This window comes from Polycladomyces zharkentensis (assembly GCF_016938855.1).
GTDB classification, from domain to species: Bacteria; Bacillota; Bacilli; order Thermoactinomycetales; family JIR-001; genus Polycladomyces; species Polycladomyces zharkentensis.
In genome coordinates this window covers 80,967-96,914 of sequence record NZ_JAFHAP010000014.1, presented here as the reverse complement: position 1 = coordinate 96,914, position 15,948 = coordinate 80,967, and the positions used below count along the sequence as shown (strand labels likewise).

Annotated in this window: 16 protein-coding genes and 1 rRNA gene; 16 read left to right on the top strand and 1 reads right to left on the bottom strand. The window is 53.2% G+C overall.

The genetic code is table 11. The features are described from left to right. The 16 genes from JQC72_RS14480 to JQC72_RS14405 form a co-directional block, all read left to right on the top strand. Positions 1-394: ribosomal RNA gene (locus tag JQC72_RS14480) — 23S ribosomal RNA — on the top strand; the annotation flags it as partial. A gap of 167 nt (positions 395-561) precedes the next feature. Continuing rightward, entirely contained in the window at positions 562-780 is a 219-nt protein-coding gene (locus JQC72_RS14475) for a sigma factor G inhibitor Gin (RefSeq protein ID WP_335342480.1), read from the top strand. A 70-nt stretch (positions 781-850) separates the two neighbouring features. Continuing rightward, a complete protein-coding gene (locus JQC72_RS14470; RefSeq protein WP_205496857.1) occupies positions 851-2,275 on the top strand; it encodes an aminotransferase class I/II-fold pyridoxal phosphate-dependent enzyme in 1,425 nt (474 codons plus the stop codon). A 54-nt stretch (positions 2,276-2,329) separates the two neighbouring features. Continuing rightward, on the top strand, positions 2,330-2,959 hold the full coding sequence (gene tmk / locus JQC72_RS14465) for a dTMP kinase (RefSeq protein ID WP_205496855.1): 630 nt from the start codon (positions 2,330-2,332) through the stop codon (positions 2,957-2,959). A 14-nt stretch (positions 2,960-2,973) separates the two neighbouring features. Further along, positions 2,974-3,294 (top strand): cyclic di-AMP receptor DarA, encoded by a 321-nt coding sequence (gene darA, locus JQC72_RS14460; protein WP_205496853.1) that lies wholly within the window; start codon positions 2,974-2,976, stop codon positions 3,292-3,294. 14 nt (positions 3,295-3,308) lie between these two features. Then, on the top strand, positions 3,309-4,334 hold the full coding sequence (gene holB, locus JQC72_RS14455) for a DNA polymerase III subunit delta' (protein ID WP_205496851.1): 1,026 nt from the start codon (positions 3,309-3,311) through the stop codon (positions 4,332-4,334). Beyond that, positions 4,294-5,097, top strand: a complete 804-nt coding sequence (locus tag JQC72_RS14450; protein ID WP_205496849.1) for a PSP1 domain-containing protein — start codon at positions 4,294-4,296, stop codon at positions 5,095-5,097. The genes holB and JQC72_RS14450 overlap by 41 nt, the downstream gene beginning before the upstream one ends. A 108-nt stretch (positions 5,098-5,205) precedes the next feature. Further along, positions 5,206-5,544 (top strand): DNA replication initiation control protein YabA, encoded by a 339-nt coding sequence (yabA, locus tag JQC72_RS14445; protein ID WP_205496867.1) that lies wholly within the window; start codon positions 5,206-5,208, stop codon positions 5,542-5,544. Positions 5,545-5,698: 154 nt separating this feature from the next. Continuing rightward, the gene (locus JQC72_RS14440; protein WP_205496848.1) at positions 5,699-6,097 is read left to right on the top strand and encodes a GIY-YIG nuclease family protein; all 399 of its coding nucleotides are present in this window, start codon (positions 5,699-5,701) and stop codon (positions 6,095-6,097) included. Beyond that, a complete protein-coding gene (rsmI, locus tag JQC72_RS14435) occupies positions 6,075-6,959 on the top strand; it encodes a 16S rRNA (cytidine(1402)-2'-O)-methyltransferase (RefSeq protein WP_205496846.1) in 885 nt (294 codons plus the stop codon). Before JQC72_RS14440 ends, rsmI begins: the two co-directional genes overlap by 23 nt. 65 nt (positions 6,960-7,024) lie before the next feature. Continuing rightward, positions 7,025-7,699 carry a response regulator transcription factor gene (locus JQC72_RS14430; protein ID WP_205496844.1) on the top strand — a complete coding sequence of 225 codons (675 nt, stop codon included), beginning with the start codon at positions 7,025-7,027 and terminating at the stop codon, positions 7,697-7,699. Next, on the top strand, positions 7,696-9,063 hold the full coding sequence (locus JQC72_RS14425) for a sensor histidine kinase (RefSeq protein WP_205496843.1): 1,368 nt from the start codon (positions 7,696-7,698) through the stop codon (positions 9,061-9,063). The genes JQC72_RS14430 and JQC72_RS14425 overlap by 4 nt, the downstream gene beginning before the upstream one ends. Before the next feature lie 38 nt (positions 9,064-9,101). Beyond that, complete coding sequence (locus tag JQC72_RS14420) at positions 9,102-9,269, top strand: hypothetical protein (protein ID WP_205496841.1); 168 nt, start codon at positions 9,102-9,104, stop codon at positions 9,267-9,269. Between the two features lie 53 nt (positions 9,270-9,322). Next, positions 9,323-12,421 carry an efflux RND transporter permease subunit gene (locus JQC72_RS14415; protein ID WP_205496839.1) on the top strand — a complete coding sequence of 1,033 codons (3,099 nt, stop codon included), beginning with the start codon at positions 9,323-9,325 and terminating at the stop codon, positions 12,419-12,421. Between the two features lie 386 nt (positions 12,422-12,807). After that, positions 12,808-14,244 carry a PTS transporter subunit EIIC gene (locus tag JQC72_RS14410; RefSeq protein WP_205496865.1) on the top strand — a complete coding sequence of 479 codons (1,437 nt, stop codon included), beginning with the start codon at positions 12,808-12,810 and terminating at the stop codon, positions 14,242-14,244. A gap of 5 nt (positions 14,245-14,249) precedes the next feature. Then, positions 14,250-15,179 (top strand): DUF7916 family protein, encoded by a 930-nt coding sequence (locus JQC72_RS14405; RefSeq protein ID WP_205496837.1) that lies wholly within the window; start codon positions 14,250-14,252, stop codon positions 15,177-15,179. Positions 15,180-15,498: 319 nt separating this feature from the next. On the opposite strand, the gene JQC72_RS14400 is transcribed toward JQC72_RS14405, so the two are convergent. Continuing rightward, positions 15,499-15,777, bottom strand: a complete 279-nt coding sequence (locus JQC72_RS14400) for an AbrB/MazE/SpoVT family DNA-binding domain-containing protein (protein WP_205496835.1) — start codon at positions 15,775-15,777, stop codon at positions 15,499-15,501. Positions 15,778-15,948: the final 171 nt, after the last annotated feature.

The following is a 15,948-nucleotide window of genomic DNA, read 5'->3' as shown; positions in this document are numbered from 1 at the left end:
GTCGGATGAAAACAGCTCACCACTACGGTGAGCTGTTTTTTTGTTGTAAGTGTGAATGGGATACAAGATATGTGAAGGAACTGCACCGGAACGTGAAGGAAAGGGTAGGGGATCGCGCGACTGGAAGTGCGCGTCCAAGCGGTGAGGCTGACCGGACAGGCAAATCCGTCCGGTCGTAAGGCTGAGCCGTGATGGCGAGGGAAATTAAAGTACCGAAGTCCCTGATCTCACACTGCCAAGAAAAGCCTCTAGCGAGGAGTGAGGTGCCCGTACCGCAAACCGACACAGGTAGGCGAGGAGAGAATCCTCAGGCGCGCGGGATAACTCTCGTTAAGGTTCGCGGGGAAAATCCTACCCGGATCAATGGGGGAAGATCTTGGGTGGGCTGTTTTTTTATAATGAAGGAAAAAAGATGGTCATTTAGAAATGGATATCGTGATTCTGCTTTAACAGAGAGTGACATGGAGTGGGTTTCAGCATAAAATAAAATAGTAGCGAAGTCTGGTTGTGTATTGCAAAGGAAGGTATGATCCACCATTGCCCTGGTGATAATGGGTGAAAATGACGAAGACGAAAAGGTGGGTCGGCAGATTGCAGGAACGTGCGATGCCCTTTCGTTGTATTGTGTGTGACCAGCGCCATTGGGATGGAATCACCGTGATGGAAGAGTTCATTTGCGGACGATGCGAACGTGAAATGGTCCGCACACCCGTCGAACACGAAAAATATCCGTTTTTCGTCGTTCAGATGCGGAAGATTTGGTTGAAAGAACAGGCATAAGGCAACATAAGACAAATGGAAACGGGGACTCTTCGTGTCCCTGTTTCTTTGTGTTTGAGGAGGGAAAGATTTGCTCGACCATTCTCGGGCGCCGCTGTATGATGCGCTTTGCTCCCATTGTTCCCATTCCCGTGGGAATTATCATGTCCCGGGACACAAACAGGGTCGTGCGTTTGATGAGGAGGGCCTCCGGCATTTTCGTTCCATATTGGAGATTGACCTGACAGAGGTGGGTGGACTGGATGATCTGCACGACGCTCAAGGCGTAATTGCCGAGGCACAGATGTTGGCGGCCGATGCATTCGGTGCAGATCGGACGTTTTTTCTGGTAGGGGGCACCACAGCGGGTATTTTGGCGACGATCCTGAGCATGTGCCGACACGGAGATCTGCTTGCCGTTCAACGTCATTCGCATCAATCCGTGTTTCATGCCTGTCGTTTGGCAGGTGTCCAACCGGTGTATCTCGGTACCCGTCTCGATCCGGACACCGGTTTGGACAGCGGCATCGATCTTCGGCAGTTGGATGAAGTCCTCCGTCGTTTCCCGCAGATCAAAGGGGTGGTGATCACCAGCCCCTCTTATTTCGGCGTGGTACAACCCGTAGAAGCCATCGCGGAGATCTGTCATGAACACGGTGTGCCGCTGGTGGTGGACGAAGCCCACGGAGCGCATTTGCATTTTTCGGATCGACTGCCACTGTCGGCGATGCAGGCCGGTGCTGATGTGGCGGTGCAGTCCACACACAAAATGTTATCGGCGATGACCATGTCGTCGATGTTGCATGTGAAGGGAGACGCGATTGATCCGGAGGATCTCGTCACATGGCTGCGTGTGATCCAATCCAGCAGTCCGTCCTATCCGTTGATGGCCTCATTGGATCTGGCCAGGCGCTACATGATGACCCGTGGCAGGGAGGAACTTTCCCGTGTCATCGGGGCGGCTCTTCGCCTGCGGGAGCGCGTGTCCAAGCTGGCCCATCTGGAGCCGTTGGTCAATCAGCGACATGATCCGCTGAAGCTGGCGATTCGGGCCAGAAAACGGATATCCGGTTACCGAATGTTGGAGTGGTTGGAGCGGCACGGGATCTATGCAGAACTGGGCGATCACCAATCCGTCCTGTTCGTCTTTTCGATGGGAACGGAGGAAAGTGATTGGGCCTTGCTGTGGGAGACTTTGCAGCAACTGGATCAGGCAATTCCCGATATGGGCGAAGAAAGCCCCTGGGATGTCCCGGATTTGCGTGCGTGGACACTGGCCGATCGACCGCTTCACGAATTGATGGCGGCAGAGAAAACGGTTGTGTCGCTCCGCTCTGCCGTCGGCAGGATTTCGGGTGCAATGGTCGTGCCGTATCCTCCGGGCATTCCGTTGTTGTTGCCGGGTGAAACCGTAACAGATGAGAAGGTGTCGTACATGGAACGCGTGGTGGAACGAGGTGGAAAAATTCGGGGGCTTTCGGGACGTTTCCCCCTTAGGCTATCCGTGTTACAGTGAACTTAGTCATGGAGAATACAAACTTGAAAAGAAAAGATGATGGAGGAACGGATGTTGAACGGTTGGTTGATTACGTTTGAAGGACCGGAAGGCGGCGGAAAATCGACACAGGTTCAACGTTTGGCCGCTTATTTGCGATCAGTGAACATGCCCTGCACACTACTGCGAGAACCGGGAGGAACCCCGATCGGGGACCGAATTCGTCAGATTTTGCTGGACCCTGCCTTGGGGGAAATGACGCAACGAACGGAAATCCTGCTGTATGCCGCCTCACGGGCACAATTGGTGAAGGAGCGCATTTTGCCCGCGCTACAACGGGGTGACGTGGTGCTGTGTGATCGATTTGTCGACTCCAGTTTGGTATATCAAGGATATGCACCGGATTGGGATCTGGATGAAGTGAAGAACATCAACCATATTGCCACGGGGGGACTGCGACCCCACCGGACGTATCTGTTGGATTTGCCTGTGGATGAAAGCGAGCGGCGCTTGAAAAAAAGAGGAAAGCTCGCGGATCGGATCGAACAAAAAGGGCAAGCATACCATGAGCGAGTACGGGAGGGCTTTCTCCGGCTGGCGGCGGCTGAACCCCATCGATATGTGGTGGTGGATGCCACCGTTTCGGAAGATCAGGTGTTTGAGCGGATCCGGGCTGATCTTGCGGCATTTTTGGGCGTGGAATAGAAGGAGGTTGACCGGTGAAGCTGATTATTGCCGTCGTGCAGGACAAAGACAGCCATCGTTTGTCCCAGGCGCTCATTGATGAAAAAATACGGGTGACCAAATTGGCGAGTACCGGCGGATTTTTGAAATCGGGCAACACGACTTTTCTCATCGGTGTGGAAGATGAACTGGTAAACCGGGTGCTCAATATCATCCAACATAATTGTCGATCCCGAAAACGCCTGATGTCACCGATGGGTGACAGTACCGATCTGTACCCTTTGACGCCGGTGGAGGTACAGGTGGGGGGCGCAACGGTCTTCGTCCTGCCGGTGGAACGATTTGAACAATACTGACGGAGGGGTGACGTATGGCATTTGGGGACGTTGTCGGGCAGGAGCGGGTGGTCCGCTTTCTGCAAAACGGGTTGCGCACCGGGCGTTTGGCGCATGCCTATGCCTTCGTCGGCCCGTCCGGCACAGGACGGAAACAGGTGGCGATGGAGCTGTCCAAGGCACTTCATTGTGAGCGGTTGTCCGATGACGCTTGTGGTGAATGCCGGAATTGCCGCCGGATCGATCACGGCAATCATCCCGATGTAACGGTGATTGCGCCGGACGGCCAATCGATCAAAATCGAACAGGTTCGCCGTTTGCAACGGGCATTTCAATACAGCGCAGAAAAAGGAGCGACGCGTGTCGCCATACTGGAGCAAGCGGACAAGCTGACAGTGCAGGCGGCCAACAGTTTGTTGAAGTTTTTGGAGGAACCTTCCCTGCGCATGGTGGTCGTTCTGATTGCGGAAAATGCGCACGCGCTGTTGCCGACGATCCGCTCACGTTGCCAGTTGCTCCGATTTGCTCCTCTTCCTCCCCATGTCATCGCGCAATCATTGGAGCAGGAAGGGATTCCTCCAACTCTGGCCCGCATTGCCGGCCATTTGAGCCAAGGTTTGGAACAGGCACGGAAGTTGGCTAGTGGAGATGGATTTGCCCAGCTTTGTGAGCGGGTGATAAAATGGAGTGAGGAACTGTTATCGAAAAGGTCGGCGGCGCTTGTCACCCTGCAGACAGAGTGGATGGATCGGGAAGTGTCGAAGGAAACGCTGGAAACGGTTCTTGATCTGATGCTGCTCTGGTTGCGGGATCTGCTCCGTCTTCAGTTGGGGAGCGCAAGCGAGCCGGTCTTTACCGATTGGAGTGCCGTCAGGGAGCGTCAGGCCGCTCAATGGACCCCATCTCATCTGAAACACGCGATGGAGTCCATTCTTCACGCCCGACGGCAATTGACTGGACCCATGCAACCCCAAGCGGTGTTGGACCAGTTGGTCTTGGTCGTGCAGGAGGGATCTGTCCATGTTGGCAGTCGTAGGAGTCCGCTTCAGGCAAGCGGGTAAAATATACTACTTTGATCCCGGCGACCACCCGATCCGCCGAGGTGACCACGTCATTGTGGAAACCGTTCGCGGAATTGAATACGGTAAGGTGGTTGTCGGAAAACGGTTTGTTTCGGAAGATGAAGTGGTATTGCCGTTGAAAAAGGTGATTCGCATCGCCGACGACCAGGATGCCGAAGTGATGAAGGCCAATCGTGAATCGGCCAAGGAAGCGATGGCCATCTGTGCGGAGAAAATCCGCCAGCACGGATTGGAAATGAAGTTGGTGGATGTGGAATACACCTTTGACCGCAACAAGGTGATTTTTTATTTCACGGCCGACGGACGGGTCGATTTCCGTGAGTTGGTCCGCGATTTGGCCGCTGTTTTCCGCACACGGATCGAATTGCGTCAAATCGGGGTTCGCGATGAAGCCAAGATGTTGGGCGGAATCGGACCTTGTGGCCGCATTTTGTGCTGTTCTTCTTTTCTCGGTGATTTTGAACCCGTTTCGATCAAAATGGCCAAGGATCAGAATCTGTCTCTCAATCCGGCGAAGATATCCGGGTTGTGCGGCAGGTTGATGTGTTGTCTCAAGTTCGAAAATGAACATTATGAAATGGCCAAACGCAATATGCCCGACATCGGGGCGCGGGTAAAAACCCCCGAAGGCGAAGGAAAAGTGGTTGTTCTCAACATGTTGGAACGCAAAGTCCAAGTGGAATTGTCGGAGTCAGGCCGCAAAGTGGAACATCCCGCAGAGAAAATCACCGTTGTCAGATAAAAAACAGACACCGTTACGACGATGTCATGACAGAATCTTCGGTGTATCAGTGTGGAGACCACCAGCGGATGGTTATGCCACAGAGATCGGTTGATTGAGGTGGGGGGCGTGGACAAACAGGCGATTTTTACCCAAGTGTCCCAAATCGAAGAACGCATCGGCGATCTTTATACCGAATTGGGAGGCCTCAAGGAGCAAATTGTCCAGCTGATCGAAGAAAATACGCGCCTGGTGATGGAAAACCAGAACTTACGCGAACAACTGAAGAAGTTGAACCGGACGGAAGAAGGAAAACATGTGCGGAAACGCTCCGAAGAAGCGGGGGGAGAGGGGTATGACAACCTGACCCGTCTCTACAACGAAGGGTTTCATATCTGCAATGTTCATTACGGCAGTTTGCGTACAGATGGAGATTGCTTGTTCTGTCTGTCCTTTTTGAACAAATGAGTGACCGGTCTGCGCCTGGTCAGGAAAAGGTTTGAGAAGAACTCCGATTTCCCGTCCGAAGCCTCCGTATCCTGTCGGTTGGAGTCGCTCGACGGGAAATTTCGCTTTCAGATGCGAGTGGGATAGGCCACCCGAACATCAGGATTGACCAGACATGTCTGAATGGGAGGAATACGAAACTTCAGGTGAGGGACGGCTTTCCGCGGGACTGTTGTCAGAAGCCCCGTCGGAACAGCCGGTGTTTTTTTGTGGGGGGTTGTGCAAACTGAGTGAGAAACTGTATGTGGTATATGTGTTGGAATGTGCGGACGGCACATTTTACACGGGAATCACCACGGATTTGAATCGTCGCCTTCAACAGCACGAATCGGGTGAAGGAGCCAAGTATACCCGCGGCAGGGGACCGTTTATCGTCAGATGGGTGGAAACGGGGCCGGATCGGTCATGGGCGCTCAAACGGGAGAGGGAGATCAAACGGATGAGCCGTCGGCAAAAAGAACGGCTTATAATGGAATGGAAGGGTGAGCAAGGTGCAGGTGCAAAAGAGTTTTGATCACACGGGTGGTGTGTTGTACATCGTGGGCACGCCGATCGGCAACTTGGACGATTGGACTCCGAGGGCGAAAAACGCATTTGAAGCGGCCGATGTCATCGCCGCCGAAGACACACGCCACACGCAGAAACTGCTGAACCGATTCGGCATACGGAAACCGCTCATCAGTTACCATGAACATAATCGTCACAACCGGGAAAAGGAATTGCTCAATCGTCTGAGACAAGGAGAAACGGTGGCGCTCGTCAGCGATGCCGGTATGCCCGGCATTTCCGATCCGGGAGAGGAATTGATCCGCTCAGCGATCGCCTGCAACATCCCGGTCATTCCCGTTCCGGGTCCCAATGCGGCGGTGACGGCGCTCGTCGCTTCCGGTCTGCCTCCACAACCGTTCCTCTTTTTGGGTTTTTTACCCCGGAATGCCCGTGATCGGGAAGAGGTTTGCCGTCGATGGAGCAAGGTGGAGGCCACGTTGGTCTGTTACGAAGCCCCGCATCGGCTGAAGGCCATGTTGCAAACGGTACGGGAAGTGATGGGGGACAGGCGTGTCGCTTTGGCTCGTGAGCTGACAAAACGACATGAGGAGTGGCTGCGGGGTACGGTGAGCGAGTGCCTTCAATGGTTGGAGGATCACCCGCCGCGCGGGGAGTATACCATTGTTATCGCCGGTTGGGAAGGGGAGGGATCTTCCATGGACGATCCGGCGGAAACCGCTTGGTGGCAGTCAATGAATGTCATAGAGCATGTGGAACATTACCTCACACAAGGGGAAACCAAAAAGGTGGCGATCCAGCGAACGGCACAAGATCGCGGTTTGCCCAAACGGGAAGTGTACAACTTGTATCACCGAGAGCAGGATTGAAACCGCGAATCCCCTTTTCGACTCCTTGACCGCATCACTTAAAGGAATGATGGAGGAAAGCCAGGATGGTGCAAATCCTCGTGGTCGAAGATGATGACAACATTCGCAACGTGATTTGCTTTTATTTGAAAAAAGAAGGTTTTGTCGTTCATGAGGCGGAGGATGGACTGGAAGCGCTGGAGAAGGTGGACGCTCATCCCATCGATCTCATCGTCTTGGACATCATGCTCCCGGAGAAAGATGGGTGGGAGTTGTGCCAAGAGATCCGGCGCGACCGGGACACGCCGATCCTGATGGTGACGGCGAAGCGGGAGACGGAGCAGAAGATCAAGGGACTGGAGATGGGAGCCGATGATTACATCGCCAAGCCGTTTGACCCGATGGAGCTGGTGGCGAGGGTGAAGGCGCTCTTGCGGCGGGCGCGCATCGCTTCCAGTCAATCGGTGAAAATCGGTGACGCCACCATTGACGCGAGCAGCTACACGGTGAGGATCGGCAGTGAGACGGTCAGTCTTCCTCCAAAGGAATTTGAGCTGTTATTCCAGTTGACTCGCTACCCGGGTCAAATTTTCACACGTCGGCAATTGATCGAAAAAATCTGGGGCATGGATTACGAAGGAGAAGAACGGACGGTCGATGTCCATGTCAACCGGCTGCGCCAGCGGTTCTTGCCGTTGACCGACTCGTTCCGTATCACCACCGTGCGCGGGCTCGGCTATCGATTGGATGTGGAAACATGATTCGCACGCTCTATGTCCGGTTGGTTTTCGCATTCATCAGCATTGTCCTGATCAGCTTGTTCGTTTCTTTTTTCATTTCCACCAACCGTTACCGGGATCAGACAGTGGACCAAATCGACCGGTACATCATACGGCAAGCCAAACAGATCATCACGCTTTATCAAGCGGGACGGGAAGAGGAAATCCAAACCTATTTGAAAACCCTTCCCCTTCAATACTATGTGTGGATTTACGACAAAAACGGCGAAATCCACTCGATCACCCCCAAGTCCAAAAAGGTGAAGCGCCCCTTTGGTCAACGGGCGGTGGATCGCGTGTTGAAGGGTGGCGTTTACCGGGGAAGGCCCAAAAATGATCCCCCCTTCTTCCGTGTGGTCGGTCTGCCGTTCCACATGCGAGGCGAACGATATGCCCTCTTCATTCAGTTACGAGTGATGGAAATGCAAATCGAGATGCACAACTTCCTCTTGAGCGTTCTTTTCACCGTGTTCATTGTCGGCAGCATCCAAATCCTCATTGTGGCGCGTTATTTGGTGAAACCGATCAAAGCCCTCACATCTGCAACCAAGAAATTGTCCCAAGGAAAATTCGATGTCCGCGTCGATGTGAAGCGAAAGGATGAAATCGGGACGCTGGCCAACAGCTTCAACCAGATGGCCGCGGAACTCGGGTCGCTTGAGCAGATGCGCAAAGATTTCATCTCCAATGTGTCGCATGAAATCCAATCCCCGCTCACTTCCCTTCGGGGGTATTCGGAAATGCTGAAGGAAGAAACGCTTTCTGCGGAAGAGCGGAAGCGTTATCTGGACATCATACAGGAAGAAATCCAGCGTCTCTCGCGCTTGAGCGAAAATTTGCTGAAGTTGGCTTCGCTGGAATCGGATCATCCTCCTTTCCGTCCGGAGCGTTACTCGTTGGATGAGCAATTGCGCCGGGTTGTCGTCGCCATGGAACCGCAATGGTCGGCAAAATCGCTGGAATTGGATTTGTCCTTGGAAAAAGCGGATGTGGTGGCTGATCCCGACCAACTGAAACAAGTGTGGATCAATCTTTTGTCCAATAGCGTCAAGTTCACACCGGAGGGTGGGACGATCCGCATTCGCTTGGAAGACGGGGATTCCTTTGTCAAGGTTCAAATCGCGGATACCGGTGTGGGGATTCCGCCTGAATCTCTCCCGCACATTTTCGACCGCTTTTTTATGGGGGACCGGGCCCGAAGCCGAAGAAAAGAAGGAAACGGCCTCGGACTCTCCATCGCCAAGAAAATCATTGAATTGCACCAAGGCGAGATCCACGCGGCGAGCGAAGTGGGAAAAGGTGCCACCTTCACTGTCGTGTTGCCCAAAATGCGGCAACTTGGGTAATGTGGGGAACCGGAATGGGCAAGAGGATGCGTACCGGAGTGCACAAGAAGCAAGTGGATGACCGGGACAAGGCCCGCATGCGTAATGCCGGCACCAATGACACGGTTCACGCCAACGCAAGTCCCTGGGTTCAACCCAAGGGCTTTTTTCATTTTCACCATTTTGTCATGCGGATTTCGGTTTTGTTTAAACTCTGTTTACATTGAGCGGCTATCCTTGGAACAGCTTCAACAAATCCGTGAAAAAGGAGGTCGCTCAATTGAACAGCATCATCCGATGGAGTTTGAAAAACACCATCGCTGTCTTTTTGCTTGTACTGATCGTCCTGGCAGCGGGAATCCTGACGACGCAGAGAATCAAGCTGGAAACCTTCCCCGACGTAAGCAATCCGGTCCTGACCGTGACGGCTACCCAGCCGGGCGCGACGGCAGAGGATATAGAAAAAAGTCTGACCAATCCGATCGAGGATGCGATCAAGCGCCTCAACGATTACGAAAGCCTCACCAGTTCATCGGGTGAAAATGCGGTCAATATCACCGTCACTTATCCGCTTGGCACCGACTTGGACGAAAAGGAGCGGGAATTGGACAGCGCGTTGGCCAAGTTGGATCTGCCTGAAGAAGCGGAAGTGGAAGTCAACCAGATGAAGCTGGAAAACCTTCCGGTGTATATGGCCGCCATTTCCGCAAAAGACGGGGAAGCGCTGCAAAAAAGGTTGGAGAATGAAATCATTCCTGAACTCGAGCAAATCAAAGGCGTGAGTTCCGTCGAATTGCAGGGTACGAACACGAGCAAGGTGGAGATCAACGTCGACACTGACAAGGCGGAACAAGCCGGTTTGGATTTGCAAACAATCAAAACGGCCATCCAAAATGCGGAGTATTCCCTGCCGGCCGGTACCGTGGAACAAGACGGCAACACCATCGCCGTCCGTTTGGCTGGCAAATTGGCGAAAGTGGAGGATTTGAAAAACATTGAAATCGCGGGTATGCAAGCAAGTCCGCAAACGGGCAAAGGAGGCGGACGACAAGCACCTCCGAGCGCTGCCGGAAACATACCGGCCCGGGCGGTAAAACTGGGTGACATTGCGGAAATCCGAACGATCACCGAGAAATCGGAAATCGTCAAGGTGAACGGAGATGACGCGTTCCTCCTCCAAGTGACCAAAGAACAAAACGCCAACACCACTGATGTATCCCAAGCGGTGCGGAGCGTGCTGGCGAAACATCAAAAAGAAATGTCTTTTTACATCAACCTGATTTTCGACCAAGGAAAAGAGGCGGAAGAATCGGTGGCCAGCCTGATCCGCGAGGGATTGTACGGCGCCTTGTTTGTGGTGGTGGTCATCGCGCTGTTCTTGCGCAACATCCGCGCCACCCTGATCGCCTTGATCTCGCTTCCGATCTCTGTCTTGGCCACCATTTCCCTGTTGGAAGTGATGGATTTCACTTTGAACATGATGACGCTGGGGGGAATGGCCGTCGCCATCGGACGGATCGTGGATGACAGCATCGTGGTCATTGAAAACATTTTCCGCTGGAAACAGCAAAAAGGCGCCGCTTACCAAGGAAAAGAACTGGTCTACCACGCTACCAAAGAAGTGATTCAGGCAGTCGCTTCTTCCACCTTCGTGACGGTGGTCGTATTCTTGCCGCTCGCGTTTGTGGACGGCATCATCGGGCAGTTTTTCCGGCCTTTTGCGGTATCCGTGGTCGTGTCCATTCTCGTCTCTTTGTTGGTCGCGATCCTGTTGATCCCGGTGCTCGGTTCGTCTTTCATCCGAAAGGTGAAACATGAAGAAAAAGAAACGGTGCTCACCCGTGCTTATGAAAAATTGCTGCGCGGCGCCCTGAACAAAAAAGCATGGGTCATCACCCTGTCCATTTTGCTCCTCGTTGGCACGTTCGGCATGCTTCCGCTCATCGGCTTCACTTTCTTGCCGTCGGAAGAGGCGAACATGATGGAGGCGAAAATTTCTCTGCCGCCCAACACCACGTTGCCCGCCATGGAGGATTTGGCCGAGAAGGTCGATCACAAGTTGAACGACATGGGCTTGTTTGTGAAACGTCAAATGACCGTGGGCAACAAAGGCATGGGTTTTGGCATGCACGGCGGAAGAAACTCGACAAACCAAGAAATCCTGTTCACGCTTGAATTGAAAAAAGGCCGGTCCATCAATGATGCCTTGGAGAAAGTCGAAAAAAGCGTGACGGAACTGGCTCAACAAGAAAACCCGAAAGCGACCGTCACCGTGAAAGAAGCAGCCCAGCGAGGCCCTGGAGGCGGCAATAACGTTGAAGTCAAATTGTACGGCGATGACCTCAAAAATCTCGAACAGGCCGCCAAGCAAGTGGAAGATTTGTTCAAGCAAAACAACGAGCTGAAAAACGTCTCCAACAACATGCAGGAAACACGGACGGCTTGGGAAATCAAGCTCAACGATGAAGGCAAGAAACTGGGTCTCAACCCCGCGCAGGTGATGGCCGCGGTCAATGAGCGGCTCGAACCGGTTGAAGTGGGCGAATATGAATTGGACGGAAAAGAAAAATCGCTCATATTGTCCTATGACCGGAACATCACTTCCGAAGCGCAGCTGAAAGAATTGACCATCACCACCCCTGCCGGCAAGAAAAAACTGCAGGACATCGCCGATATCCAAACGGTCCAGTTGCCGCAAGCCATCTTGCATGAAAACGGCGAAACCTATGCGCAGGTCAGTGCCAACTTGAAAGGAAACGACACCTTTGCCGTCACGGATAAAATCCGGCGAGACCTGGATGCGTTGTCTTTTCCGGAAGGAATCCGCGTAGAGGTCGGCGGCGGCGAGGAAGACATCCGGGAAGGGCTGATCAGCTTGGGTACTTCCATCGTCGTGGCGATCGGTTTGGTGTTTATCATTTTGACATTGACCTACGGGGGACTCCTCACCCCGATGATCATCCTGTCTTCCCTCTTGTTCGTTCCGATCGGTTCGTTGGCGGGATTGCTTCTCACCGGCCACTCGCTTTCCATGAGCGCCATGATCGGCCTCTTGATGCTTGTCGGCATCGTCGTGACCAACGCCATTGTGCTCCTGGATCGAGTGGAAAGCAGACGCAAAAAGGGGATGGAACTGAAGACCGCCTTGATCGAAGCGGCCAAAACCCGCCTGCGCCCGATCCTGATGACCGCCATCGCCACCATCTTCGCCTTGATTCCATTGGCTGTGTCCGGGGAATCCACCACGCTGCTTTCGCAGGATTTGGCGATTACGGTCATCGGCGGACTCACCACGTCGACACTGCTCACGCTGGTGTTCGTCCCCACTTTGTACGCGATCTTCGGGAAGTACCGCAAGTTTGAGAAGATCGATTTCTGACAGTGAATGGTGCGAAGCATTCGGCCTGATCAAGCCACCGTGTGGCGTTCTGACCTGAATACCTCCACCTTTCTTCACGCCACCGGATCATCCGGGAAGCTGGATAGATCCGGTGGCGATTTTCGGCTCTGGGAAGTTCTTTTGGCTCTTTCCAGGGAAAAAAGCCGCAGCAACACCTTTTTCTTTTTCAAACATCCATGTCGTTTTGAAATCGCCACCTTGATTCCGGGAGGAAAACAGGAAAAATATTTGAAAAAAGAGAAATATCGAAAGGAAAACATGTTGATCGCGGGATAAACTCGACTCGCGTCACACATCAGTGCTGATTTGCCGAACAAGCGTCATAAGCTGTTACCAGCAACCTCTCGGAGGTGGAAAAGATGAATCTGTTGGGAAAACTGCAGCAGGTGGGAAAAGCGTTCATGCTGCCGATCGCGGTGATGCCGGCGGCAGCCATCCTTCTCAGGCTGGGCGCGTTGTTGAGTGATCCGAATCTCGTTGCCAAGGGGAGTATCTGGTTTCAAGTCGGGGAAGTGTTGAGCAAAGGGGCGGGTGCCATTTTTGACAACCTTCCCCTCTTGTTCGCCGTCGGCGTGACCGTGGGCATGACCGGGGGAGCGGGTGCCGCCGCACTGGCGGCAGTGGTGGGGTACATGGTACTCAAAGCGGTGGTCGGTGTGCACGACACGGAAGACAACAAGTTGGACACAGGGGTGTTGGGCGGCATTATCACCGGATTGGTTACGGCTTATCTGTACCGCAAATATCACAATATCCGTCTGCCTGACTGGTTGCAGTTTTTCGGAGGAAAACGGTTTGTCCCCATTGTGACGTCTGTGGCGATGATTGGAATCGGCGTTGTGTTTTTGTTTGTGTGGCCCGAGGTGCAAAAGGGAATCCAAGCGGCCGGAGATTGGTTGATCGGGGTTGGTGCGGTCGGATTGTTTGGCTACGGCCTGCTCAACCGGTTGTTGATCCCCTTTGGATTGCACCATATCCTGAACACATTGGTGTGGTATACTGTCGGAACCTTTACAAAAGGGGGACAGACCTATACGGGGGATCTGACGCGATTTTTCGCCGGTGACCCGACGGCGGGATCTTTTATGGCCGGTTTTTATCCCATCATGATGTTTGCTTTGCCGGCTGCCGCCTTGGCCATGATCCGGGCCGCCAAGCCGGAAAAGCGGGCCGCGGTGCGCGGCGTGCTGTTGAGTGTGGCGTTGACCGCCTTTTTGACCGGGATTACGGAGCCGATCGAATATATGTTCATGTTTTTGGCTCCGGTATTGTACGGGATTCACGCATTGTTGACCGGGACTTCGATGGCTCTCCTGTACCTGTTGGACATCCGGCACGGCTTCGGATTCTCAGCCGGATTTATCGACTACGTCATCAACTATCCGTTGGCACATAACGCTTTTTGGATCATTCCCATCGGATTGGTCTATGCCGCTTTGTACTTTGTGATTTTCCGGTTTGCCATCGAAAAATGGAATCTGCCCACGCCCGGCAGGTTGGAAGAGGGTGAGGACGGTGAATCGCCGGCCGCCGTCGGCAAGAATGATGAAGATGAGGAGGCACTCGCCGTGTTGCGCGCGCTCGGCGGCAAGGAGAATATCGAGCAGCTGGATGCCTGTATCACGCGGTTGCGGTTGACCGTCAAAGATGAGGGAAAACTGGATATCGAGGCGCTGAAACGGTTGGGTGCGTCCGGTGTGGTCAAATTGGGTAAGGGGAACTATCAAGCCGTGTTCGGCACACGGTCCGAACTGTTGAAGGATCGGATTCTGAAATGGATGGAACGTGAGGACGAAGGATGACCCAGGTGAAACGGATTTTAGATGCTACACAGGAAGAGTTGACCCGTTACTCCGGTCGTCAACTGCTGGAGTCCATCCGGGCGGCGGAGGGACGGACGGTCGTGGCTGAAACGGTGGTAACCGTACCGCCGTTGGTCGATGGTTGCAGCAACCCCGAATTGGCGGCAGCTTTCGGTGCCGATCTGTTGCTGCTGAACTTGTATGATGTGGAGAAGCCCATGGTGACGGGATTCCCCTCCCGTACCCAGGTACCAGGTCTGCCTGAACCGTTGAAGGGGTGGGAAAACCACCTGGGTTGGGGAGTGACGGCGGAACACGTGAAACGGGTAACGGGCAGGCCGGTGGGAATCAATTTGGAACCTGCCACCAGGCATACAGTATCGCCGGGAAGGTTGGCCACGGCAGACAATGCGGTCAAAGCCCGGGAACAAGGGGTCGATTTTCTCACATTGACCGGGAATCCCGAAACCGGGGTGACAATGGAGGCGATCATCGACGTCTTGCGAACCATACGTGCGGCTGTGGGAGAAGACCTCATCCTCATGGCCGGCAAAATGCACGGGGCGGGTACGGGCACCGACCATTGGCTGTCTGAAGAACAAATTGTCCGTGTCGCCGAAGCTGGATGTGATGTCTTGTTGCTGCCGCATGCCGGTACGGTTCCGGGAGTGAACCACCGGCAGCTGACCCGATGGATTGACACTGCACACGAAGCGGGAATGCTGGTGATGCTCACCGTCGGCACATCGCAGGAAGGGGCGTCACCTTCGCTTATGGAGACACTGGCTGTAACGGGCAAAGCATGCGGAGCGGATTTGTACCATATCGGTGATGCGGGCTTTTCGGGCATGGCCCCGCCGGAAAACATCATGGCCTACGCAATCGCGCTCAGGGGAAAACGGCATACGTATCGGCGTATGGCGAAGAGACGCTGACACAGATGGGTAAGAACAAGCCCCCGTATCAAACGGGGGCGCTTTTCATGATGAGTGCAACTATTACCTAGGCCATTGGTAGTAGGGATAAACATAAAGATGTAAAGAATATTCTGTTTATATGCTGTTTAGAAAAAACCTGTCCATAAGTCATAAATAAGTAAATCCATCCGCATTACGTTGAAAAACAGTCCATTTTTTTAAAGAATGGATTGACTTTAACGAACGCGAATAGATGCTGGAGGGAAAAATTTTTCCGGTTCCTTCATGATTTTTCTATGTATCCGGAACCGACCTTATTCAGGAGATATAGGCCAAATTATTCAGCAGTGACACCTTCTCTCTCTTTTTGCAACAGTTGGTACATTTCTTCGATGCATTTTTTGCTTACCACTTTGTTTCTGTACCGAACGGTGTTGTCCACTTCACCGGTAAAAATGCAGGCCGGTTCATACTTTTTGAGTACGATGCGCTCTCCGTCCACGTAAATTTCCAAAGCGTCTTTTTCGCCGATTCCCAAGGTTCGACGAAGCTCGATCGGAATCACCACACGTCCCAGCTCGTCCACTTTGCGTACGATACCCGTAGATTTGAGCATGTCCAATTCTCCTCTCTCATTGGTCTTTGGTCTTGGTCTTATCGGTAACGCCAAATTTCGACAGGAACGGCGTCAACTTCATCATACCAGCGATTCCCATAACAGTCAACAAGACAATTTGGTAGTTTTACAAAAAAATTAATATGTTAGGGAGAGGGATTTATTCGCCGT

What these genes read in the sequence shown, in the direction of transcription:
- JQC72_RS14430 (WP_205496844.1), top strand. Translation starts at nt 7,025, where the DNA reads ATGGTGCAAATCCTCGTGGTCGAAGATGATGACAACATTCGCAACGTG.
- JQC72_RS14440 (WP_205496848.1), top strand. Translation starts at nt 5,699, where the DNA reads ATGTCTGAATGGGAGGAATACGAAACTTCAGGTGAGGGACGGCTTTCC.
- JQC72_RS14425 (WP_205496843.1), top strand. Translation starts at nt 7,696, where the DNA reads ATGATTCGCACGCTCTATGTCCGGTTGGTTTTCGCATTCATCAGCATT.
- JQC72_RS14450 (WP_205496849.1), top strand. Translation starts at nt 4,294, where the DNA reads ATGTTGGCAGTCGTAGGAGTCCGCTTCAGGCAAGCGGGTAAAATATAC.
- JQC72_RS14475 (WP_335342480.1), top strand. Translation starts at nt 562, where the DNA reads ATGACGAAGACGAAAAGGTGGGTCGGCAGATTGCAGGAACGTGCGATG.
- holB (WP_205496851.1), top strand. Translation starts at nt 3,309, where the DNA reads ATGGCATTTGGGGACGTTGTCGGGCAGGAGCGGGTGGTCCGCTTTCTG.
- JQC72_RS14400 (WP_205496835.1), bottom strand. Translation starts at nt 15,777, where the DNA reads ATGCTCAAATCTACGGGTATCGTACGCAAAGTGGACGAGCTGGGACGT.